At 65.8% G+C, this 21403-nt stretch carries 19 protein-coding genes; 12 read left to right on the plus strand and 7 right to left on the minus strand.

Going from position 1 to position 21403, the window contains the following annotated elements:
- Positions 1-98: 98 nt before the first annotated feature.
- From SJY41_RS06140 to SJY41_RS06165, 6 genes are all read left to right on the plus strand, one after another.
- Positions 99-2645, plus strand: coding sequence for a TonB-dependent receptor (locus SJY41_RS06140; protein ID WP_380779987.1), 2547 nt, complete (start codon positions 99-101; stop codon positions 2643-2645).
- Positions 2646-2732: 87 nt separating this feature from the next.
- Positions 2733-4532, plus strand: a complete 1800-nt coding sequence (locus SJY41_RS06145) for an amidohydrolase family protein (RefSeq protein WP_380779988.1) — start codon at positions 2733-2735, stop codon at positions 4530-4532.
- Positions 4533-4542: 10 nt separating this feature from the next.
- Positions 4543-5715, plus strand: a complete 1173-nt coding sequence (locus tag SJY41_RS06150; protein WP_380779990.1) for a M24 family metallopeptidase — start codon at positions 4543-4545, stop codon at positions 5713-5715.
- Entirely contained in the window at positions 5708-7051 is a 1344-nt protein-coding gene (locus SJY41_RS06155; protein ID WP_380779992.1) for an MFS transporter, read from the plus strand. The genes SJY41_RS06150 and SJY41_RS06155 overlap by 8 nt, the downstream gene beginning before the upstream one ends.
- A 16-nt stretch (positions 7052-7067) precedes the next feature.
- Entirely contained in the window at positions 7068-8438 is a 1371-nt protein-coding gene (locus SJY41_RS06160) for an LLM class flavin-dependent oxidoreductase (protein WP_380779993.1), read from the plus strand.
- Entirely contained in the window at positions 8438-9529 is a 1092-nt protein-coding gene (locus SJY41_RS06165) for a DUF3089 domain-containing protein (protein WP_380779995.1), read from the plus strand. Before SJY41_RS06160 ends, SJY41_RS06165 begins: the two co-directional genes overlap by 1 nt.
- Before the next feature lie 41 nt (positions 9530-9570).
- Here the strand turns inward: SJY41_RS06165 and SJY41_RS06170 are convergent, their stop codons facing one another.
- The 3 genes from SJY41_RS06170 to SJY41_RS06180 form a co-directional block, all read right to left on the minus strand.
- Positions 9571-10503: an alpha/beta fold hydrolase gene (locus SJY41_RS06170; protein ID WP_380779997.1), complete on the minus strand. Its 933-nt coding sequence runs from the start codon at positions 10501-10503 to the stop codon at positions 9571-9573.
- A gap of 344 nt (positions 10504-10847) precedes the next feature.
- Positions 10848-11075 carry a hypothetical protein gene (locus SJY41_RS06175; RefSeq protein WP_380779999.1) on the minus strand — a complete coding sequence of 76 codons (228 nt, stop codon included), beginning with the start codon at positions 11073-11075 and terminating at the stop codon, positions 10848-10850.
- A 3-nt stretch (positions 11076-11078) separates the two neighbouring features.
- On the minus strand, positions 11079-11810 hold the full coding sequence (locus SJY41_RS06180) for a Crp/Fnr family transcriptional regulator (RefSeq protein WP_380780000.1): 732 nt from the start codon (positions 11808-11810) through the stop codon (positions 11079-11081).
- A gap of 211 nt (positions 11811-12021) precedes the next feature.
- On the opposite strand from SJY41_RS06180, the gene SJY41_RS06185 reads away from it, so the two are divergent.
- The 4 genes from SJY41_RS06185 (at position 12022) to SJY41_RS06200 (ending at position 15591) form a co-directional block, all read left to right on the plus strand.
- Complete coding sequence (locus SJY41_RS06185) at positions 12022-12414, plus strand: hypothetical protein (protein WP_380780003.1); 393 nt, start codon at positions 12022-12024, stop codon at positions 12412-12414.
- A gap of 204 nt (positions 12415-12618) precedes the next feature.
- Positions 12619-13368, plus strand: a complete 750-nt coding sequence (locus tag SJY41_RS06190) for an SDR family NAD(P)-dependent oxidoreductase (protein ID WP_380780005.1) — start codon at positions 12619-12621, stop codon at positions 13366-13368.
- A gap of 204 nt (positions 13369-13572) precedes the next feature.
- Positions 13573-13986, plus strand: a complete 414-nt coding sequence (locus SJY41_RS06195) for a DoxX family protein (RefSeq protein ID WP_380780008.1) — start codon at positions 13573-13575, stop codon at positions 13984-13986.
- A gap of 369 nt (positions 13987-14355) precedes the next feature.
- Positions 14356-15591, plus strand: coding sequence for a CaiB/BaiF CoA transferase family protein (locus tag SJY41_RS06200; protein WP_380780010.1), 1236 nt, complete (start codon positions 14356-14358; stop codon positions 15589-15591).
- A 125-nt stretch (positions 15592-15716) separates the two neighbouring features.
- On the opposite strand, the gene SJY41_RS06205 is transcribed toward SJY41_RS06200, so the two are convergent.
- Together SJY41_RS06205 and SJY41_RS06210 are read right to left on the minus strand one after the other, a co-directional pair.
- Entirely contained in the window at positions 15717-17051 is a 1335-nt protein-coding gene (locus SJY41_RS06205) for a chloride channel protein (RefSeq protein WP_380780012.1), read from the minus strand.
- 173 nt (positions 17052-17224) lie between these two features.
- A complete protein-coding gene (locus tag SJY41_RS06210; protein WP_380780014.1) occupies positions 17225-17533 on the minus strand; it encodes a YdeI/OmpD-associated family protein in 309 nt (102 codons plus the stop codon).
- Between the two features lie 272 nt (positions 17534-17805).
- Between SJY41_RS06210 and SJY41_RS06215 the strand changes: the two genes are divergently transcribed.
- A complete protein-coding gene (locus tag SJY41_RS06215) occupies positions 17806-17970 on the plus strand; it encodes a hypothetical protein (protein WP_380780015.1) in 165 nt (54 codons plus the stop codon).
- Here the strand turns inward: SJY41_RS06215 and SJY41_RS06220 are convergent.
- Entirely contained in the window at positions 17958-19490 is a 1533-nt protein-coding gene (locus SJY41_RS06220; RefSeq protein ID WP_380780017.1) for a DUF4139 domain-containing protein, read from the minus strand. The two genes, SJY41_RS06215 and SJY41_RS06220, sit on opposite strands and share 13 nt — an antisense overlap.
- A complete protein-coding gene (locus SJY41_RS06225) occupies positions 19490-20920 on the minus strand; it encodes a DUF4139 domain-containing protein (RefSeq protein WP_380780018.1) in 1431 nt (476 codons plus the stop codon). The genes SJY41_RS06220 and SJY41_RS06225 overlap by 1 nt, the downstream gene beginning before the upstream one ends.
- 204 nt (positions 20921-21124) lie before the next feature.
- Here SJY41_RS06225 and SJY41_RS06230 point away from each other — a divergent pair, with 204 nt between their 5' ends.
- Positions 21125-21373 (plus strand): hypothetical protein, encoded by a 249-nt coding sequence (locus SJY41_RS06230; protein WP_380780020.1) that lies wholly within the window; start codon positions 21125-21127, stop codon positions 21371-21373.
- The last annotated feature ends 30 nt before the right edge of the window (positions 21374-21403 follow it).

Raw genomic sequence — 21403 nt, forward strand, 5'->3', positions numbered from 1 at the left:
TGGCTGCAGCATATGATCGATGGGCAGAACACCGAAAACTTATCTTGCGGTGAAGGCGAACAGGCGCCCGGCCGTGCTTTGTAAAAGGGATCGCGCGAATGCTTTGTTTCTCGAATACGTTCACCCGGACATGCCTCGCAGCGTCTGCGTCCGTGCTGGCGATCAGCGCTGTCACGGCACCCGCGTTCGCCCAGTCCGCGGCGGTCCCGGTTGCCGATGCAACACCGCAGGCTACGACCCCCGCGGCGCTGCCTGAGCCCGAAGTCGATTCCACGGAAATCCTGGTCACCGCTAGAAAGCGCGCTGAGGACATTCTGAAGACGCCGATCTCGATCACGGCTCTTACCAGCGCCGATATCCAGGCGCGTGGTATCCAGTCGATCACCGACCTGTCCGCGTTCACGCCGAGCATGAAGATCGTCAGCACGTCCTCGGGCCGCAACGATCGCTCGTTCCAGCAGGTCATCATTCGCGGCTTCACGCCGTCGAGCGCAGCCGCGCAGACCACCTCGCTGTTTATCGACGGTGTCCCCGTGTCGACCGCCACCGGTATCCAGACGATCACCGATCCCGAGCGGATCGAAGTCCTGAAGGGTCCGCAGAGCGCCTATTTCGGCCGCCAGACCTTCGCCGGCGCCGTCAACGTCGTGACCAAGGCGCCCCCCAAGAATTTCGAAGGGTCCGCGACCGGCATGATCGGGACGCGCAACAATCGTGACGTTCAGCTGGCGATCGGCGGCCCGATCTTCGGTGACGTACTCGGCTTCCGTGCGACCGTGCAGGAAACCGCCAAAGACGGCTCCTACAAGAACGCTGGCGTTCCGGGACAGACCCTGGGCGACCAACGCACCCGCGCGGGAACGCTGTCGCTGCAGTTCCAGCCGACGCACAACCTGACCTTCAAGGCATTCGGCCTGCTGTCCGAGAACAATGACGGGCCGAACGCGACCGGCTTCGTTTCGGCGTACGGCGTCACCAATCCGACGACCGGTGCAGTGGTCGTTCCGAACCAGTCCAACTGTTCGTTGAACGGCAGAACCTCGGCCGGCGTCGCGGTGGTAAACCGGTATTTCTGTGGCACCGTACCCAAGCTCGCATCGACCGCACCGTCGGTGAACTCGGCGAACGATGCGTTCATCACCAATTTCCTCGCAAACCCGCGCGGTCGTGTGGTCGATCCCAAGGACGGCGTGCAGGGCTATGGCCTCAAGAGCCGCTATTACCATCTGCACCTCAACGCGGATTGGGAAATTGGCGACACCGGCATCACGCTGTCGTCGCTGACCGGCTACAACAACGAGCGCCGCAGCCAGCTGTCCGATCTCGATCTCTACTATGACACGACGATCGCGAACCCCACCACCGCGGCCGGCGCCCCCGCCTATTTCAACTATCCATATCTGGTCGAGGCGATCAGCCGCGACGTCTCGCAGGAGGTTCGTGCCAGCTACGAGCCGGGCGGCCCGCTCCACGCCACGCTGGGCGCAAGCTATCTGAATGCCTTCTTCCAGGGCAGCGGTGGCGGTAACAACGGCGCACTCGGCGTCAGTGCGTTCAGCCTGGTCAGTGGGGCCACGCGCTCCAAGACCTACGGTGTCTTCTTCGGGCTGGGCTACGACATCACGTCGCGCCTGAAGATCAATTTCGACGGCCGGTATCAGCAGGATCACCTGATCGCCTATACCAAGCCCGATGGTCTTACCCTGACCACGAGCGAGTTCGCGCCTGCAGGCGTGTATGCGGGCGGGTCGGTGCTGACGCAGGACAAGTACAAGAACTTCATGCCACGCGTCATCGTCAACTACGACGTCACGCCGGAAACGATGGTCTACGCGTCGTATTCGAAGGGCATCAATCCGGGCGCGTTCAACACCGTGTTCTTGAGCAATCCTGCCGCAGTTCAGCGTGCCGCGGCGGCCGCTGGCCTGAAGATCGCGGTGGAACCCGAGAAGCTCGACAACTACGAGGTTGGCATCAAGGGGCGGCTGTTCGACAACATCCTCCGCTACAGCCTGAGCGCCTATTACGGCATCTGGAACAACCAGATCAACGGCATCACCGTCGCGACCACCGACCCAGCGACCGGCCTGCCCTATGTCATCCAGTCGACCGACAACACCGGCAAGGTCCGCGTTTCGGGTCTCGAGGCTGAACTCTCCGCCCGTGCGTCGTCACAGCTGAACTTCAATCTCAGCGGCTCGATCAACGACACGCACATCCTTAAGCTGAGCAGCCCGACGACGTCGCAGCTCACCGGGATCACCGATTTCCGTGGCAAGGAAAATCCGCTGACGTCGAAATATTCGGCCTCCGCATCGGCACAGTACACCGTGCCGATCGGCACCGAGGGCGTGAAGGCGTTCGGACGCGCAGACTTCACCTATAAGTCGGGTGTCTACACCAACGCTGCGAACATCCTGAAGACGCCCGACATGAAGCAGGTCAATTTGCGCCTCGGCGTCGGCGACGACCGGATCTCGATCGAGGCGTTCGTCAACAACGTCCTGAACGACAAGGCCTATGCCAGCGCGATCGACTTCTACACGTTCGATCGCAGTTTCTCGAAGCTGGCCATTCCGTCGGCAGTCGCCGTTGCGTTGCGCGACCTGCGGACGTTCGGCCTGCGCGGTCGCTACAACTTCTGACCGACCGAGGGCGCGAGGCTTGGGTCGCGCCCTTATCCGATACCGTCGGTCCGCCACCCGGCGGCCGACATGTTCGAGGAAGCGTTCATGAGCGCCTATGATCTCGTTGTGCGAGGCGGCACCGTAGCGGACGGCACTGGCGGCTCGCTGTGGGACGGCGACGTCGCGATCAAGGACGGCAAGATCGCTGCCGTCGGCATCGTCACGGGATCAGGCACCGAGGAGATCGACGCACGCGGCAAGCTCGTTACGCCGGGTTATGTCGATATCCACACGCACTACGACGCGCAGGTGACGTGGGATACGCAGTTCTCGCCCTCCACCAATCACGGCGTCACCACCGTCCTGATGGGCAATTGCGGCGTAGGCTTCGCGCCTTGCGCGCCCGATCGTCGCGAACAGATGATCGACGTGATGGAAGGCGTCGAGGACATTCCCGGCATCGTCATGGCCGAGGGGCTGCCGTGGAATTGGGAAAGCTTCCCGGACTATATGGACGCGATCGAGCGTCGTCGAATGGACGCCGATTTCGCCGTCGCCGTTCCGCACATTCCGATCCGCGTTCACGTCATGGGCCAGCGCGCGATCGACCGCGAGCCCGCCACCGCTGCCGACATGCGGGCGATGGCCGCGCTCGTCAGCGAAGGGTTAGACGTCGGCGCGTTCGGCTTCTCGACCACTCGCGTCGTCGGTCACCGCACCGCGAGCGGCGAACAGCTTCCCGTCACGACCGCCAGCGAAGAGGAGCTGATGGCGATCGCGATGGCGATGAAGCCGCATGGCCGCTCGCTGTTCATGTCGGCGTCCGAATTCGATACGAGCGACGGCTTCTCCAGCGAATTCCGCATGCTTGCACGTATCGCCGAAGCATCCGGGCTGACCACGACGTTTCCGCTTCTCCAGTATAACGAATTTCCCGATCGCTGGCACGAGATCGCCGAGGCATGTGCCGCCGAGCGCCGCCGCGGCGTCGACATCTACGGACAGGTCGTGGGCCGGCCGGTCGGCGTGCTGTACGGGCTGCAACTCACGCTCCACCCCTTCCGCGGCTGCCCCAGCTACGACCGGATCGATCATCTGCCGGTCGCCGTACGCGCAGCCGAAATGCGCAAGCCCGAAGTCCGTGCGGCGATCCTGGCCGAAATGGCACTGCCGCTGGATACCAATGTCTACCCGGCGTTCATGCGTGACATCGCGCTCTGTTACGCGATGGGCGACGATCCGGACTATTCGCCGGCCGAGGCCGATCGGTTCGACATCGTCGCCGCACGTCGCGGCTGTTCGGTCGAGACGGTGGCCTATGACGCGCTGCTCGAAGCGAACGGCGAAGGCATCCTCTATTTCCCGGCACGCAATTTCACCCGGTACAATCTCGACGTCGTCCACACGATGCTGGGGCGCGAGGATACCGTGCTCGGCCTCGGCGACGGTGGCGCGCATGTCGGGTCGATCTGCGACGGCAGCATGCAGACCTACATGCTCAGCTACTGGACGCGCGACCGCAAGGGCGACCGGCTGTCCGTCGCCGAGGCGGTACGCCTGATGACCGGACATACCGCGTCGGTCGGCGGCTTCGGCGATCGCGGCATCGTCGGCACCGGCTATAAGGGCGATCTCAACGTCATCGACTACGACGCTCTGGCGCTATCCCCGCCCCGCGCGAGCTTCGACCTGCCCGCCGGCGGGCGTCGACTGACTCAGGCAGCCAGGGGCTATGTCGCGACGATCGTGTCGGGTACGGTCACCAGCCGCGACGATCGATCGACCGGCGCGCTACCCGGCCGCCTCGTCCGCGGCCGACGCAACTGGCCCGCCCGAACGGCGGACCGAGCGGCCAATGCCGCTCTCCCCAGCAGAGGATCCGTTTTTTCCTGTTCCCCTTCGTAAAGGCGTTAAGATGCTTCTGAATCGAGACCGGGCCGATGCCCTGATGGACCGGGACGGCGTGACGGCGATCGTTGCCTCGACGCCGATCAACACTTTTTACCTGAGCAGCTGGGCGACCGATGCGAGCTGGGGCTTTGGCGATCTCGCGCTCGCGGTCCTGCCCCGCGATCATGCGCGCGACGCGGCGGTCCTGACGGTCGAGGTCGACATGGGCCAGCCGCAACAGGGCCAGGGTACATGGATGATCGTCCGCGGCTATGCGCGCAAAGCCGGCATCGGTGCAGGCGGTGTGCAGGCGACGATGAACGCGGAAGGCCTGCCGCAGAACCACCCGGAAGCGGTCGCCGCGCATTTGCGCGAACAGCGTCTCGACACGGGCCGGGTCGCTTTCGAGGATCGCGGCCTGGGCATCGACGTCGCGGCCCTGCTGGGCGGAACGATCGAAATCGTCGAGGCCCGCGACCTGCTCCGCGACATCCGCATGGTGAAGACCGCGCCGGAAATGGCCAATATGCGTGCCGCCTCGCGGAAAACCGAACTCGCGTTGCAGATCTCTGCCGAGGCGATCGCCGCCGGCGCGACCTGTGCGGAGGCGGAGCGCGTCTTCTGGTCCGCCGCTGCGCTCGCCGGTGGGCGCCCGGTGTTCCTGCTCATCACGCCGTATCGCGCCAATTTCGGTCGCTTGCCAAAGAACGCGGCGCTCGAACCCGGCGATACCGTCACCTTCGATGCGACCGCCGAGTTCGGTCACTACACCAGCGATATCGGCCGTACCGCGGTGATCGGCGAGCCCTCCCCCGACCAGCTCCGCCGCTACAACGCGACACGTCTCGGCTGGCGTGAAGCCCTGCCGCATTTCAAGGCCGGCGCGCTGTCGACCGACGTCGAGAAGGCGGTGGTCGCCTGCATCCAGGCCAATGGCAACCCCGAGTTCCGCGCCTGCGGACTGCACTCGGTCGGGCTCGAACATACCGACCACCCGCATCCCGGCGGCGGCATGCACAGCTTCACGCTGGTCGACGGCATGGTGCTGAGCTGCGACCTGCCCTGGATCGGGCCAGAGGTCGGCAAATTCCATTTCGAAGACATTATTTATCTGAAGGACGACGTCGTGGAGATCCTCAACGATGCCGATGGCCGCCTGATGGCGTGCATCGACGGCCGGACCGTTCGCGTTGACTGACCCCGTCATCGGAGGTGCGCCCTCGTATCCATCGCTGCGCAAGAGCTGGTGGCCGATGCTGCTGCTCTTCCTCGCCGCCAATCTCTACAGCATCGACAAGGCGATCGTCGGCGTGCTCGCCGAGCCGATCAAGGCCGATCTCGGCATCAGCGACATCCAGATGGGGCTGCTGCTCGGGCTCGCGTTCACGCTGCTGAGCGGCATCTGCGGGCTCTGGCTCGGCAGCCTCGCGGACCGCGGCATCCGCCGCAACATCCTGGCCGGCAGCATCATCCTGTGGAGCCTCGCCACCGCCGCCGGCGGTCTTGCGCCCAACTTCGCCAGCTTCTTCGTGTTCCGCGCGCTCGTCGGGCTCGGCGAGGGCGCGATCGCCCCAGCCGCGCTGTCGCTGCTCGCCGACATGTTCCCGCCCGCACGCCGCGGCCGGGCGATCAGCGGCTACATGATCGGCGCCTCGGTCGGCACCGCGCTGTCGTCGATCATCCCCGGCTGGATCCTCAGCGAGAACCTGCATCTGTCGATCCCCGGCTACGGTCAGGTCGTGCCATGGCGCACCACCTTCCTGCTGTGTGGCATGATCGGGCCGGTCGTCGGATTGCTGTTCTTCACGATCAAGGAGCCGGTCCGCCACGGTCTGAAGGCGATCGAGACGACGCCGTCGCACGTCAAGGACAAGCTCGCATATCTCTGGCGCCAGCGCAGCGTCGTGGCGCCGTTGTTCGGCGGGTTCACGCTCTATTACGTGGCGTTCATCGGCGTGCTGTCATGGACCGTACCGCTGCTGATGCGGACGTTCGGCGTCGGCCTGACGAGTTTTGCAGGCTTGCTCGGCGGGGTCGCGCTGGTGGCGGGACTGTCCGGCTATCTGTTCGGCGGGTTCATCGTCGACACCGCCTCGCACGGTAACCCCGGCAAGCGCCTCCGCCTGATGGCGCTGTTGCCGCTGATCGCGCTGCCCTGCGCGTTCGCCGGCTATGCGCCGAGCGTGCTGGTCGCGATCCTCGCGCTCGCCACGATCAGCTTTGCGACGCCGATCCTGAACGTCGCGACCAACGTGACCATCCAGGAAATCGTCTCGAACGACATGCGGGGATTCTCGTTCGCGTTCCTCGGCGTGGTCGTCGCGATCCCGGCGGGCGCCGGCGGACCGTTCGCGATCGCCTGGGTCACGCAGACCCTGCTCGGCGACCCGCTGCGCCTCGGCCAGGCGTTCCTGATCGTCGGCCTGCCCTGCTTCCTGCTCGCCGCCGCCTGCTTCCTGCTCGCCGCCCGCGCCTATGCCCGCACGACCGACGACGGCGAACTCGCCCGCGTCGTCCAGTCGAGCCGAACCTGAATCCCGGAGACAGACGATGACCGACCCCAACCGAAAGATGATCCTCGCCACCTTCATCCACAACAGCGGCGCGCATCCCGGCGGCTGGCGCTATCCGGGTGCGGAGGCGGTCGACCAGCACGACTTCCAGCATTACGCGCACATCGCCCAGACCGCCGAACGCGGCAAGATGCACTGCTATTTCTCGGGGGACTCGGTGGGTTTCCCGCAGATCTCGGGCAAGGACGCGTTCGCCGCGACGGACTATGCGGGCAAGCTCGAGCCAACCACGCTGCTCGCCGCGCTCGCCGTCGTCACCAAGCATATCGGCCTGATCGCGACCGCATCGACCACCTATAACGATCCCTATTCGATCGCCCGCCGGTTCGCCTCGATCGACCATATCTCGAAGGGTCGCGGCGGCTGGAACGTCGTCACCTCGGCCGGCGACAACGAGGCGCGCAACTTCGGGCGCGACGCCAACATGGACCATGACGACCGCTATGCGCGCGCCGAGGAATTCGTCGACGTCGTCAAGAACCTCTGGGACTCCTGGGAAGACGGCGCGATCCTGCGCGACCGTGCGGCGGGCCGCTATTTCGACACCGACCGCGTCCACCAGCTCGATCATGTCGGCAAGTTCTTCAAGGTCGCCGGACCGCTCAACGTCAACCGCCCGCCCCAGGGCCATCCGATCATCGTCCAGGCCGGCGGATCGGGCGTCGGCCGCGCCCTCGCCGCGCGCACCGCAGACCTGATCTTCACCGCGCAGAGCACGCTCGAAGGCGCCAAGACCTTCTACGACGACATGAAACAGCGCGCGGTCGGCTTCGGGCGCAATCCCGATCACCTGCTGGTGATCCCGTCGGTCCAGCTGATGGTGCGCTCGACCGAACGCGAGGCGAAGCTCGCCGAGGCGGAACTGCTCGACCTGATCCCCGACGCGCTCGCGCTCCGCACGCTTCAGCTGCAGCTCGGCGTCGACCTTTCGGGGTATGCGCCCGACGCGATGCTGCCCGACCTGCCGCTGACCAATGGCGGGCAATGGGTGCAGCAGCAGATCGTCAAGATGGCGCGCGACGAGAGCCTGACGATCGCCCAGCTCGCGCGCCGCGTCGTCGTGTCGCGGGCGAGCTTCTCGCTGTCGGGTACGCCCGAGCAGATCGCCGACATGTGCGAACGCTGGTTCCGCGAAGGCGGCGCCGACGGCTTCTCGCTGTCGCCGAACTACCTGCCCGGCGGGCTCGACGACTTTGTCGACCAGGTCATTCCGATCCTGCAGAAGCGTGGCCTGTTCCGCACCGAATATGAGGGCGCGACGTTGCGCGAGAATCTCGGCCTGCCCCGTCCGGAGAACGCGTTCGTCGCGAACCCGGCGCTCGGTTGCGAACCGACGATGTGGAACTGATGCGCGCTTCGTTCCGCACCGCGGTCGCGGCGCTGTCCCTCTGCCTTCCGTTCGCGTCCGCCGATGCCCAGACCCCGGTCGGCACGCCGGCTAGCACGGCACCGCCCGCGCCCGATTATGCGCTGGCGCAGAGCTGGGCCGCGCGACCCGGCAGCGAAGGCGCCGCCGACGCGGTCGCGGGCGGAGCGATCGCCGCGGCGCGCGCGGCCGGGGTCGACGTGTTCTACGTCCACCCGACGACCGACAAGAGCACGACGCAGTGGAACCAGGACGTGGCCGATGCGGCGGTCGATCGCTGGACCGACGACAGCGTCATTGCGCGCCAGGCGGGCGCCTTCAACGCGTGCTGCCGCGTGTTCGCGCCGCGCTATCGCCAGTCGACGGTCGCGGCATTCCGCGATCCCGTCATCCGCAAGGCGGCGTTCGCAGTCGCTTACGGCGACGTCGTCCGCGCGTTCGACGACTATCTCCGCCGCGACAATCACGGTCGTCCGTTCATCCTCGTCGGCCACAGCCAAGGCGCGTCGCATATCGCGGAGCTGCTCGAAGAACGGATCGACGGTACGCCCCTCGCCCGCCAGCTGGTCGCCGCCTATGTCATCGGCGGCGGCCTGACCGAAGGCGATTTCGGCCGCAGCCTCAAGTCGATCCCAGCGTGCGACACGCCTGCGCAGACCGGGTGCGTGGCCGCCTGGAACAGCGTGCTCGAGACGATGCCGAACCCGCAAAAGTTCGCGGCGCTCATCGAGTCCGGCTATGTCGAACGCTACGGCGACGTGCCCGGCAAGACGCTGTCTTGCATCAACCCGCTGACCTTCGACCGATCAAAGCCCGCCGCGCCTGCCACTGCCAGTCGCGGTGCGGTGCCCGGCACGCCGGGGGTCGGGCCGCTGAGGCCGCTCGTGCGCCACCAGGTCGCGGCACACTGCGATAACGGAATGTTGCGCGTCACGCCCGCAGCCTCGCTCGACCTGACGCCACTCCCCGGCGGCAGCATGCATTACCACGATATCGGGCTGTTCTATGAGGACGTCCGCGAGAACGCCGTGCTTAGAGCGCGTGCGTATCTGAAACAGCACCACGCCAGATAACCGATCGACCGGCGCCCCCGTTCGGGCGCCGGTCGATGATCTCAGGCCTCGTCGAGGAATGTCTTCAGCACGGCGGCGGTCGCAGGCGGATTGTCCTGCATGACGAACGCGCCGGAGTTCGGGACGATCGCGGTCCGCCCATGCTTCAGGGCTGCTTCGGCCGCGGGACGGAACTTCGGGTACGCCTTGTCGCGGTCCCCATAGACCAGCAGCGTCGGCGCCGCGACCCGCTTCAGCGTGCCTGCAATGTCGGTGATCGCCACGCCGCGCTCTGACGGCTGGATCCAGTGCCCTGCCGCCTTGCGGCTGGCGATGCCGTCGACGTTGATCGCCGCGGCATGGACCATGCCGAAGATCTGCTCCAGCAGCGCCGGCTCGGTCGGGATCGGGTTGCCGGCAGCATCGAACAGCGCCTTCTGCTTTTCGTCGACGTTGATCGCGATCTCGGCAAGCGACCGCCGCACGCCGAGCGCGCTCGATATGATCGCGAGCTTGTTGATGCGTTCGGGCCAGAACGCGGCAAGCGGGACCGCGACACAGCCGCCGAGCGACGTGCCGAGCAGGTCGATCCGGTCGATCCCCAACTCGTCGAGTGCGCCTACCAACAGCGCCGCGGTCTCGCCCAACGACTGGATATAGGGCGGCGTCCCCAGCCAGCGCGATCCGCCATGCCCGGGAAGGTCGAACGCGATGACGCGGCGGCCCTGCGCGAGTAGCGGCGCGACGAAGCGCCAGTCCGACAACCAGCCGCCAAGCTTGTGTAGCAGCACGATCGGCGGGCGGCTCACGTCGTTGCCGATCATGGCATAATGCAGCTTGCCGCCCGAGCGCTGCAGGTCGCCGAACTTCGTCCAGGGACCTTTCGGCGGCATGACTTGAGCCGGTGCGACGGTCTGCGCGCCGGCGGCAGTGCCGATCCAAGTGGCGGCAGCCGCGATGGCGGTACCGGTTGCGAGATCGCGACGGTTGATCATGACGAACGTCCTTTGATGACGGAATGCGTGCACGAACACTGCACGCAAAAATGGGGGTCTATAGCCAGACGGCGCATGCGGCCGTGTCTTGATGCGACACGTCGTTTCGCGCGTTTCGGATCACGCAGGCTTCGCGGCATCGAAAGTCCGAATTGCGACGCTGGTCGCGGTTTCGGCATGCGTGCGGTGCATCGATATCCTCCCTGCGTGGCTACGCAACAGTGCGCCGAGCGCGGCCACGATACAGGTCGCACGCAACACTGTCCGCCACGCGGAGAGTTTGGCAGGTTCGCTCCGGATACAAGCCGGAACGCATCCGTAGCATGACAAGCTACCCTATCGGCTCAGGTCCGGTCGAGGATCGCCGCGATATCGTCGAGGGTCTGATAGCGCCGACCCGTAATCAGCAACGCGCCGGTAAATACCGTCTCCACGAACCATTCCCCCGCCGCAGTCCCGTGATCGACGCCCAGGCGCGCGGCAATGGCAACCAGCTGCCCCTCACGGAGTATTAATACCGCGTCTTCGTCGCCGTGATTGAACTCGAGGCGTATCGGCTGGAACGTCAGCATCGGCTACGCCACGTTATGCAGGTACATCGGATCGAAACCGCCGATATCGCGCAGGCGTTTCCAGTCCGTGATACGCACGTCGCGCTTGTCGCGATCGATCACCCCGTCCTCGCCCAGTGCCCGCAGCATCCGGTTGACGTGGACGGAGGTCAGTCCCGTCGCATCGCCGATCTGTTCCTGGCTCATCGGCAGATCGAAGCGCTCCGGCGAGCCCAGGCCGGCCGCTTCACGCCGGATCGCAAACTCGCACAGCATGTGCGCGACGCGAGATTTCGCGTCTCGTTGTCCGATGTTGAGCACCCATTCGCGAAACACCGACGCATCCACCAACGTGTCGCGCCACAATGCTTCAGCGATAAGGGGATAATCCTTTGCGAGTCGTCTCAGCGCCAGGGAAGGTATCTGGGCGTATTTCACCTCGGTGATCGCCTGTACGCTATGATCTGCAGTCGCGAAGAACAGATGCTGGAGATCGACGATGTCACCGGCCATGTGGAACGACACGATCTGACGGCCGCCATTGCTGGCGACCTTGTGGCGACAGACATAGCCTGCAAGAAGCAGGTAACAGTCGCCCGACGGCATCCCTTCCCTGACCAGGAACGCGTGATTGGACGCCGTCTCGATCGTCGCGGGCAGGCGGCGGATAGCGTCCTGTTCGACCTTCCCCAATTCTCCCAGGCGACCAAGCTTCTGGATCACCGATCCGAATATGTCGTTATCGTTTGTCCGCATCCCTGACCCATTCGTTCCATGCATACTCGACATGCCGTCGCGTTGAGGATTGCAGGCAAAACGTAGGGGTTTCGATCTCGTTCCGATGGCCAGCCCATGCTCTTAAAAATCTGTCGGCCGCCGGCGAGCACCCGCAAGCACCATGACTACAGAGACCAAGCGTTCCTGTACCCTTAAGCTCCGGTTCAGCAGAACAGGCCTAGCAAAGACCATGCTCAAAACACTATTCATAGCGGCCCTGGCGGTCGCGGCGCCGGCCGTGGCCGCCCATCACGACACCCCGGACATGCAGCTACAAAAGGCGCTTGCCGGCCGTGTTGCCGGCAAGCCGGTGAACTGTATCCGCCTGTCAGGAACGGACTCGTCAGAGATCATCGCGGGCAAGGCGATACTCTACCGCGATGGCGGGCGACTATACGTCAACGTTCCTCGTGCCGGTGCGGACACGTTGCGCGACGACGACATTCTCGTGACTCGTACGTTCGGTTCGCAGCTGTGCAGCATCGACACGGTGAACTTGGTGGACCGCGCCTCGCGCTTCCCTCGCGGCTTCGTTTCGCTGGGCCAGTTCGTCCCCTACAGCCGGGTCACCAAGCCCCACTGAACCCGGACGGCGCTATCTTCGCGTCGTGCTGCCACGGTCGATCAGGCCCGAAGCGATCAGATCATTGTGGTCGCTAAACCTCATCCCCAGGCCAGATTGTAGACCGGGGGGTAGAACGAGCGCTACTCCTCGCTCCGGCCTCATCGTATATCACCGGTTGGGTGCTGCCCGTGGCGGGCGGCGATCTGGGCTGAGGAACACGACATGAAGACGGCAATCGTAACCGGCGCGACCTCCGGCATCGGTCAGGCGACCGTGCGGGCGCTCGTAGGCGCCGGCTGGCAGGTTATCGCGACCGGTCGTCGGGCCGAGCGCTTGGAGCGGCTTGTCGAAGAACTAGGGTCGCAGGTCTACGCTGCGGTGTTCGACATCCGCGATGCCGAGGCGACCCGGGGGGCGATCGATGCCCTGCCCGAGGCGTTTCGGGGGATCGACCTGCTCGTCAACAACGCCGGGCTCGCGCTCGGCACGGCGCCTGCGCAATCCGCCGATCTCGATCAGTGGCGGACGATGATCGACACCAACGTCACCGCGCTGGTCACGATTACCCGCACGCTGCTGCCGACGCTGGTCGAACGGCGCGGCGCGATCGTCAACATCGCATCGGTCGCGGGGACTTATCCCTATGCCGGCGGCAACGTCTATGGCGGCACGAAGGCGTTCGTGCAGCAGTTCACGCTGGGTTTGCGCTCCGACCTGCACGGTACCGGCGTCCGCGTCACCTCGATCGACCCCGGCATGGTCGAAACCGAATTCACCGTCATACGCACCGGCAACCAAACCGCCTCGGACACCCTCTACGAGGGCGCGCACCCGATGACCGCGGAGGACATCGCCGGAACGATCCTGTGGATCGCCACCTTGCCGCCCCACCTCAACGTCAACCGGCTGGAGATCATGCCGGTGAGCCAGTCGTTCGCCGGTTTCCAGGTCGCGCGCGAGGGGCCGGAATGACGACCACGATCACGTCAGCTGGCGCGGCGCTGGACTGGCTGCCGAATGTTCGGGCGACGTCTTTCGCCCGCCTAAATTAGACCGGAGACGTTCGCCGACGCGAACGGCCATGGCATCGATACGCTACCGCTTTCATCGACCGCACATTGGCTCCCTGCGATCGCTCCACCTCGAGCCCTTCATTGACATTCGAAGGATGACGTCATGACCACGAACAGCCTGAATACCAGCACCTCGTCCTGGGCGCCTCGCCTGCACGCCATCTTCCGGATCGTGTTGGCGCTCCTGTTCCTGTCGCACGGACTGGTGAAGCTGTTCGGCTTTCCGGCCGGGGCAGCACCGGGCCAGGTGCCGCTGCTGAGCCTGTTCGGGCTTGCTGCGGTCCTTGAACTCGTCGGCGGCCTTGCCGTGCTCGTCGGCCTGTTCACCCGCCCGATCGCCTTCGTGCTGGCCGGCGAGATGGCCGTCGCCTATTTCATGGTTCACGCGCCCCAGGGCTTCTTCCCCGTCCTCAACGGCGGCGAGTTGGCGATCCTCTACACGTTCGCCTTTCTCTTCCTGGCAGCCGCGGGTTCGGGACCCTGGAGCATCGACGCCAAGCACGGTGGAGGATCCTAAGACGTTCCCGGCACGGCACGCTATCCGCGGCCGCACGGGCGCTGAAGGTCAGCCAGACGACGGTGTGCTGCCGGCTCGCTGGCGCACCCGACTGCCCGGCACGGGTTCCTACGCTGCGTTACCGCTGCCGGATGACGTCGAGGGGCCGGGTCGCAGGGTCGTCAACTCGGGTTCGTTCGTTGTCATTCGCTGCCGGTCCCTGCTAAGCCGCAACGTCGAAGCATCGAAAAACGACGAATGGCGGCACTGCGTATCGCAGCGCGGAACCGTATTGATAGGTAGGGATAGCGTGAAGCCAGCCACCCCCTGTATCGGTGGGCGATCCAGCCTTGGGAGCCAAAGCCGGACATGGTCCGTGGGGCGCGCGGCGTGAGCGGCGCCCTGACCGGGATCACGGTGATCGATCTCAGCCGCGTCCTCGCAGGTCCCTGGTGCAGCCAGATCTTCGCCGATCTCGGTGCCGACGTGATCAAGGTCGAGCGCCCGGTCGCAGGTGACGACACGCGCAGCTGGGGCCCTCCCTTCATGCCGACGGACGCGGGCAGCTCCTCGGGCGAAGCCTCCTATTATCAATCGGCCAATCGCGGGAAGCGGTCGGTGGCGATCGACATCGCGCGGCCCGAGGGGCAGGACCTGGTGCGCCGGCTGGTCGCCAATGCCGATATCGTGATCGAGAACTACAAGAGCGGCTCGCTTGCCCGGTACGGTCTGGATTATGCGACGCTGTCGGCGATCAACCCGCGGCTGATCTATTGTTCGATCACCGGGTTCGGGCAGACCGGCCCGCGCGCCGCCGAGCCAGGCTATGATTTCATCGTCCAGGGTCTTGCCGGACTGATGAGCATCACCGGCGAGCGCGACGACCGTCCCGGCGGTGGTCCGCAAAAGGTCGGCGTCGCCGTCGCGGACCTGATGACGGGGCTGTACGCGACGATCGCGGTCCAGGCGGCGCTGATCGCGCGCATGACGACCGGGCGCGGCCAGCATTGCGACATGGCGCTGCTCGACGTGCAGGTGGCGACGCTCGCCAACCAGTCGATGAACTATCTCTCGACGGGCCGTTCGCCGGGTCGCTACGGCAACGCGCACGCCAATATCGTCCCGTACCAGCTGTTTCATGCAAGCGACCGCGCGTTCATCATCGCGTGCGGTAATGACAGCCAGTTCGTCGCGCTGTGCGGTGCCATCGGCCTGCCCGCCCTGCCGCGGGATCCACGGTTCGCGCGCAATACGGATCGGATCGCGCACCGCGACGTGTTGGAAGCCCTGCTCGAGGCGCGGTTCGTCACGGCCACCGCCGACGAATGGATCGCGATCATCCAGGCGGTCAAGGTGCCCGTCGGGCCGATCAACGACGTCGCCGCTGCGCTCGGCGAGCCACAGGTCGCCGCGCGCAAGATGCTCGTGGCTATCCCGCATCCGCTGAACGACGCGTTCCAGATGATCGGCAGCCCGATCAAGCTGTCCGACACGCCGGTCACCTACCGATCGCCGCCGCCGATGCTCGGCGAGCATACCGAGGCGGTGCTGGCGGACCGGCTCGGCCTGTCGGGCGAAGAGCTGGCAGCGCTCGCCGCGGCCGGGATCATCGATCAGCACGACTGATAACAAGGGCAGGATCGCCATGTCGCCATCGCCCTGCCACTGGACGGAAGGATCGCGGTGGCAGACGCAGGCGCTAGCGTGCTCGTTACTCCCGGCAGGCCTGGCGACCCCGGATTTTGCAGTGCTCAGGCGGACCGGGTCGTCTGCGTCGTGACGAAGGTCTTCGATAGACCATGATACAGCTTTTCGCGGCAAACCCACTGGCTGGCGGCGTCGGCGATGAACGCGGTCGCGAACATCGGTAGCATCAGGCCTCGGCTGGCAGTCGTCTCCGACAGGATGATCACGGCGGTCAGCGGTGCGCGGACGACGCCCGCGAAATAGGCGACCATCCCGAGGATTACGATCGCACTGGCTGGCTCTCCGGGGAATATCTCCCGCAGCAGATTGCCGACGCCAGCGCCCACGGCGAGCGATGGCGCGAAAATGCCGCCAGGCAGACCGGCGATCGCCGTTGCAGCCGTGGCTATCAGTTTGGCAGGTCCGAACCATAGCGGGGCGTCCACGCCGACAATCATAGCGCGGGCCGACGCGTAACCGGTGCCCCAGGTCAGTCCGGTCACCACACCCAGCACCGCGACGACGCTCCCACAGATGCCCGCGAATGCGACCGGATGCGCGCGAGCCCATCCGGTCAACCGATTTCGGCTGATCGCCATCGCCAGCAGGGTCCGCGAAAACAGCCCGCCCAACATGCCGCCGGCGATCCCGGCGACCGGGGCGACGAGAAGTGCCGACAGGAGCGGCATATGCGCGCCGATCGCGCCGAAATAGATATAGTCGCCCTGCACGGACTGGGCGACCATGCCCGCAATGACGATTGCGGCGAGCACCAGCAGCGTAACCCGCTGCTCATAGGCCGAGGCGAGCTCCTCGATCGCGAACAGCAGTCCGGCGAGCGGCGTGTTGAAGGCAGCGGCGACGCCCGCCGCGCCGCCGGCGATGACGACGCCGCCGCGCAACGGCACCCGGACGACGCGGTGGGTGAAACCCATGACGGCTGCCGCCAACTGCACGGTCGGCCCTTCCCGACCGACCGAGGCGCCACCCAGTACCGCACCGATCGTCAGCACCGCCTTGGCCGCCACCGTCCGGATCGAAATGAGCGTCCCGGTGGCGTCGTTCGGATTGGCCTGGGCTGCAATGACCTGGGGAATCCCGGATCCTCGCGCGAGCGGCGCGTAGCGACGGGTCAGCCAGACCAGTCCCATAAAGGTCAGCGGTGTGGTGATCAGCGGCATCCAGTGCCATGTATGGGCAAATCGCCCGAAAACTCCGCCCGCCCAGTCGGCGGCCTCCGCGAACAGCGTCGCGACGATCCCCACGAGGATCGCACCGGTCAGGATCGCTACCCGCGTCCGAAACTGCGTCGATCGGGGTCCGCGCGCGCGCAACAGCGCTCGATACCGCGACGGAGTCCAGCGCCTGGACGTTGCAAAGCGATTGAACGGGCCAGCCATCAGGTCTTTTAGGTCTTGGAGCGATTTAGGCCACCCCTTCGTGCGCGGTCGCGGTTGGTCCTTGGGCAACACTGGTGCTCATCGGCCGCTTCCTGAAGCCGGCTGCTAACGCGTATCAGCGAAACCTCGGCTCAGACGCTGCCAGGAAGGACCATCAACGGTCACCGCCTCACTTATCGACGCGGCTTCCGGTCGATCAGTACCGCCTGCTGCCATTTGCTCGGCGGCTTGTCGGTACGGTGAATACATCCTGCCCAGCAGCACGGGCGTTTCTTGCCCTCGAGCAGGTCATCGCGTGTCCGCCGAATGCGGCGCTCACGGGTGGTCTTCTGTTTGGCGTCCTCCACCCAACAGATGAACTCGTTGCGGCCCAAGGGTGTCAGGCTGCTCCACAAATCGAGGGTCATGGCGTCGCGCTGCAACGCGGCCTGCAGATCCGCAGCGGCCTCATGGACGGTGCCGTGCTGGAAAGCGTCCGTCATTGAGCTACCGCATCCGGCCGACAGCAGCCGGCCAAAGTGGCGCCAACCTGTCCGACGGCTATCGGCCGACCGTTGCCGAAAGCCGTCATTCTACAACCCCGAACCCTGGCCAACGCTGCCGGTAGCTCGGCGCTCTCTGTTGAAACAGCGCCGGCTCGGAATTGAGCGGGTTTTGACCCAGTCGCCCGGATGCCAGGTCGCCAAAGCCCGCCGGCCGCGAATAATTCGCCGGTCCGCACATCGATGCCAGCGCGGGTCCCGGTGAGCCCGGCATGACCGTCACCGAAGCGCCGAGAATACCGGAGGGGAATGCGAGTCTGGTTCTTCACCTCGACCTGGATGGGACGATCGCCGGCTTTTTCCGCGAGCTCTCGCAATGGCGTGGCAAAGCGATCCGCACGTGCCGATGCTGGAAGCTCGCCGGTCAATACCGGTAACGCAGTTCAGCGTGACTTCCCGCAGGCAGTTGGGGCGACCAGGTAACGATACCGTCGGTGCGGCTGACGTAGTGATCCTCAGCGGTGATCTTCTGTCCCGCCGCACCGATGGGTATGTCGAGATTCACGGCGAACGAGGTCGCGTTGACCGCTGTGAGTATCGCCTCGCGCGAACCTTCGGCGGGCGCTGCGACACCCGGTGGCGTGCCAGGCGCGGCGTTCGTCTGGGTCAGCGTCACCTGGTTGCTGGAACCGGCTGCCAGCCGGACCGTCTCGCCGACCGCGCGGTCGGTGATGGCCCCCAAGCCTAGTAGAAGTCGCCCACTCGGCCGCGCAGTGTAAAGCGCGGTGCCGCCAGCAGGCAACGGCACGCCCAGGCCGCCTTGCTGGTCGTTCTTCAGCATCAACACGATCGCGGTCGGTACTTCGCTGAGTAGTTGGCCGGGATACACCGATCGCCGATAACGACGTTCGACCGGCACATCGCGCTGAGCCAACAGAGCCACCTGTTTCTGGCCTCTGGCGGCGACTGTCGTTGGCGCCGGCACGCGGTAGAGCTTGAGGTCGCCGAGATCCTCAGGTGGGGGCGGCGGCGGCGGCGGTGCCACAGGTGCCGGTAATGGCGCAAACGCCATCATGCGCGACCCCGTGACCACTATCTCATCGGCTGGTTCGAATTGCGCCTCGCGCAGGTCGGATGTGGTGGTTCCAAGCGGGTAGCAGACCAGCCGCAGTGCGCCTGCCTCCGCCGGGATTGCCCGTATTGCTACGCGATTGAGCCGGCCCGCCACGGCCTGCACGTCGGCGTCGGCAAATATCTCGGGATTGCCGTTGGCAAGGGTAAGCCAGGCGAACAGGTCGATCGACTGCCTGTCAGTCGCGAGCGTCGCGACATAGCTTGCCCGCCAGTCGAACCCGGAGGCGAGATAGGACAGGCGCACCGTCGCCGTACGCGCCGTGCGGCTTCTCGTCGTCACGCTCAAGACCGGTTTGCTCGAAAGGTTCGCGGGCACCCCGGCGAAATTCAGTCGCTCCGCCAGCCCTGAACAGCGCAAAGCCTCGATCCCGGCCATCGTGCGCAGAATGACCCCCGGCGCTGGGCCTGCAACGATTGTCGCGGGTTCACTCAGCTGGCGTCCGGTCGCCTTGTCGGTGCGGGTAAGCGTCACCTCGCGCCCGAGTGTACCATCCACCAGCGAGGCTGGCGAAAGCAGACGCGCGTCGCGGTTCTTCTCGATCGTTCCGCCGGGTAATCCGTCGACGACGGCGCTGACCGGCACGATTCCTTTCGCCACACCCTCGAACCGTAGCACCGCGGTTCCGCGCGGCAGCCGAACCCGGCGGATTTCCGTCACCAGCGCGAAGCCGCCGAGGTACCGGAGATTCATCACCCCGCTGCCGTCAGGTGCCCGGTACACGGTCAGTGCAACATGATCGGGCGCGGACGAGGTGACGGTGGTCGTCTGCGCTTCTGCCCTGCCCGCCAGCAGCGCAGCGGCTAGCAGCAGGAGGCGCCGCATCAGTAGCGCGTGTCGAAGGTCGCGGTGACCGTTGCATTGCCGTTGGCCGGTACCGGAACCTGCCACGCCAATGTCCCCGCGTCGCGGCGCTCGCCCTTGGCGCTGTCCTCGACAACGCGCACGTCGCCCCAGTCCAGCCCGCCTTGTACCAGCTCGACCGTCACCGGCCGCGCGCGGGCGTTGGTCAGCTTGTAGCGCACCGCGGTCCGCCAGCGGCTGTCGCCCAACCGGGTGCGCGAGACGGTCGTGGGCTGGACCTTCACATCGAACGCATCGCCGGTGGGGAGCGCTATGGTCGATCCCTGCGGCGTATGCTCGATCCGGTTCTCGCCGGTAAATTGCGGCTGCCCGCGCGCATCGCGGACATAGACGCGGACCACCCCGGCCGGCAACGCATCGCCCAGCCCGGCCGCGCCCGCGTTGCTGAAGCGCAGCACCGACTGCGCGCTGCGTGGCTCGTCCGCGCTGCCGAGCCAGCTGTTCTCGAACCGATAGCCGGAACTCGCCGCGACGCCCTTGGCATCGAGGAAGCTGACCTGCTTGGTCTGCTTGTCGGCGATCGTGGTGCGCTCGGCCAACGGGTATAGATAGAAGTCGCCGAGTTGCTCGCGCGCTGCGCTCTCGGTGCCGGGTCGTGTCATCGTCACGCGGCGCGGTCGCGGCGTGTAGCCGCCATTGCCGTCGTCGTCGGTGCTGCCCACCTCCCCGGCGACCAATAGCGTCCGGGCGTTGCCGAACGTCGTGCCGCTGGTGTTCTTCAGCGTCACCCAGCCCTGAACGTCCACCGTCCCGCTCTTGTCGTCGAACAGCGCGACATAGTCGGCGCTCCAGCCGAGGCCGCGGCTCAGGTACGAGAGCGTGGCAGGGCGCGATCCCTTGCGCGTGCTGGCTAGCGTGACCGACAATGTCGGGCGTGCACGCAGCGCGTCCGGCACCTTGTCGAATATCGCCCGCACCGGCAGGCCGTCGTCGCGCAGCACCTCGACATGGCCGTTGACCGCGATCACCACGCCGCCGTTGACCGCCAGCACCTTCGCGCGATCGCGGGTCTCGACCCCGGTGGCGGGATTGGTGCGCACCAGCGTGATGGTCTCGCCTACCGCCTTTTCCATCAGGCTTGACGGGCTGAGCAGGTCATAGTCGAAGTTCTGCTCGACGATCGTGGCGTTGGGCACCGTCAGCGATACGGTCTCTGGCCGGATCGCCGCGCTCACGTCGGGAAAATTCTGCTGCGCGCGGCCGCTCGGCAGGGCCAGCGAGCGTATGTCCTGTATCAGCGCGACGTCGTTGTTGTAGATAGTGACCGACACGTCCCCCTGCGCACTGCCGGCGGTGGGCGCATCGGCCGGAGCCGGCAGTTGCTGTGCGGCGGTCGTTGTCGCTCCAAGCAGCATCGCCAACCCATACGCCCGCCCGATAGTCTTGCGCATGATGTTCCCCCCTGATTGTTGCAACAATGCCGCGCTTCGGCCGGGAGTGCAACGCGACCGTGTCGCTACAACCGGATCATCAGACCTGTGACCGCTAGCCCGCTGCGCGCCAGGCCGTAGAGGGACCCGACCTGATCGACGCAGTATCTCGGCGATGGTGCATGCCCCCTGTCGTGGAGAACAGCCGTTACTGCCCCCGGCGATATGGATGATCTCGCTTCCGCCGATCGCGCCCCAAGGCTGCGACGTCTCGCCCGCCAACGGATCGCCGCTGGCGACCACCAGCAACAATTCGTCCTCCACGACGAGATGCGTCTCCAGGCCTTCGAGATCGCCCAACGCCACGCCGACGACGACGTCCTCTTAACCGAACTCACCGTGGATGCAGGCGCGGATGCCATGTGCAATACCGTCGATCCCGTTAGCCACCCGGCTAGGCGGCAGTACCCATGACAGCGAAGAGATTGCAGGACTAGCAGTCCA

It is taken from the genome of Sphingomonas sp. R86520 (genome assembly GCF_042466285.1).
In the GTDB taxonomy this organism is placed as follows: domain Bacteria; phylum Pseudomonadota; class Alphaproteobacteria; order Sphingomonadales; family Sphingomonadaceae; genus Sphingomonas.

What these genes read in the sequence shown, in the direction of transcription:
- SJY41_RS06140 (WP_380779987.1), top strand. Translation starts at nt 99, where the DNA reads ATGCTTTGTTTCTCGAATACGTTCACCCGGACATGCCTCGCAGCGTCT.
- SJY41_RS06145 (WP_380779988.1), top strand. Translation starts at nt 2,733, where the DNA reads ATGAGCGCCTATGATCTCGTTGTGCGAGGCGGCACCGTAGCGGACGGC.
- SJY41_RS06150 (WP_380779990.1), top strand. Translation starts at nt 4,543, where the DNA reads ATGCTTCTGAATCGAGACCGGGCCGATGCCCTGATGGACCGGGACGGC.
- SJY41_RS06160 (WP_380779993.1), top strand. Translation starts at nt 7,068, where the DNA reads ATGACCGACCCCAACCGAAAGATGATCCTCGCCACCTTCATCCACAAC.
- SJY41_RS06165 (WP_380779995.1), top strand. Translation starts at nt 8,438, where the DNA reads ATGCGCGCTTCGTTCCGCACCGCGGTCGCGGCGCTGTCCCTCTGCCTT.
- SJY41_RS06170 (WP_380779997.1), bottom strand. Translation starts at nt 10,503, where the DNA reads ATGATCAACCGTCGCGATCTCGCAACCGGTACCGCCATCGCGGCTGCC.
- SJY41_RS06175 (WP_380779999.1), bottom strand. Translation starts at nt 11,075, where the DNA reads ATGCTGACGTTCCAGCCGATACGCCTCGAGTTCAATCACGGCGACGAA.
- SJY41_RS06180 (WP_380780000.1), bottom strand. Translation starts at nt 11,810, where the DNA reads ATGCGGACAAACGATAACGACATATTCGGATCGGTGATCCAGAAGCTT.
- SJY41_RS06185 (WP_380780003.1), top strand. Translation starts at nt 12,022, where the DNA reads ATGCTCAAAACACTATTCATAGCGGCCCTGGCGGTCGCGGCGCCGGCC.
- SJY41_RS06190 (WP_380780005.1), top strand. Translation starts at nt 12,619, where the DNA reads ATGAAGACGGCAATCGTAACCGGCGCGACCTCCGGCATCGGTCAGGCG.
- SJY41_RS06195 (WP_380780008.1), top strand. Translation starts at nt 13,573, where the DNA reads ATGACCACGAACAGCCTGAATACCAGCACCTCGTCCTGGGCGCCTCGC.
- SJY41_RS06205 (WP_380780012.1), bottom strand. Translation starts at nt 17,051, where the DNA reads ATGGCTGGCCCGTTCAATCGCTTTGCAACGTCCAGGCGCTGGACTCCG.
- SJY41_RS06210 (WP_380780014.1), bottom strand. Translation starts at nt 17,533, where the DNA reads ATGACGGACGCTTTCCAGCACGGCACCGTCCATGAGGCCGCTGCGGAT.
- SJY41_RS06215 (WP_380780015.1), top strand. Translation starts at nt 17,806, where the DNA reads ATGACCGTCACCGAAGCGCCGAGAATACCGGAGGGGAATGCGAGTCTG.
- SJY41_RS06220 (WP_380780017.1), bottom strand. Translation starts at nt 19,490, where the DNA reads ATGCGGCGCCTCCTGCTGCTAGCCGCTGCGCTGCTGGCGGGCAGGGCA.
- SJY41_RS06225 (WP_380780018.1), bottom strand. Translation starts at nt 20,920, where the DNA reads ATGCGCAAGACTATCGGGCGGGCGTATGGGTTGGCGATGCTGCTTGGA.
- SJY41_RS06230 (WP_380780020.1), top strand. Translation starts at nt 21,125, where the DNA reads ATGGATGATCTCGCTTCCGCCGATCGCGCCCCAAGGCTGCGACGTCTC.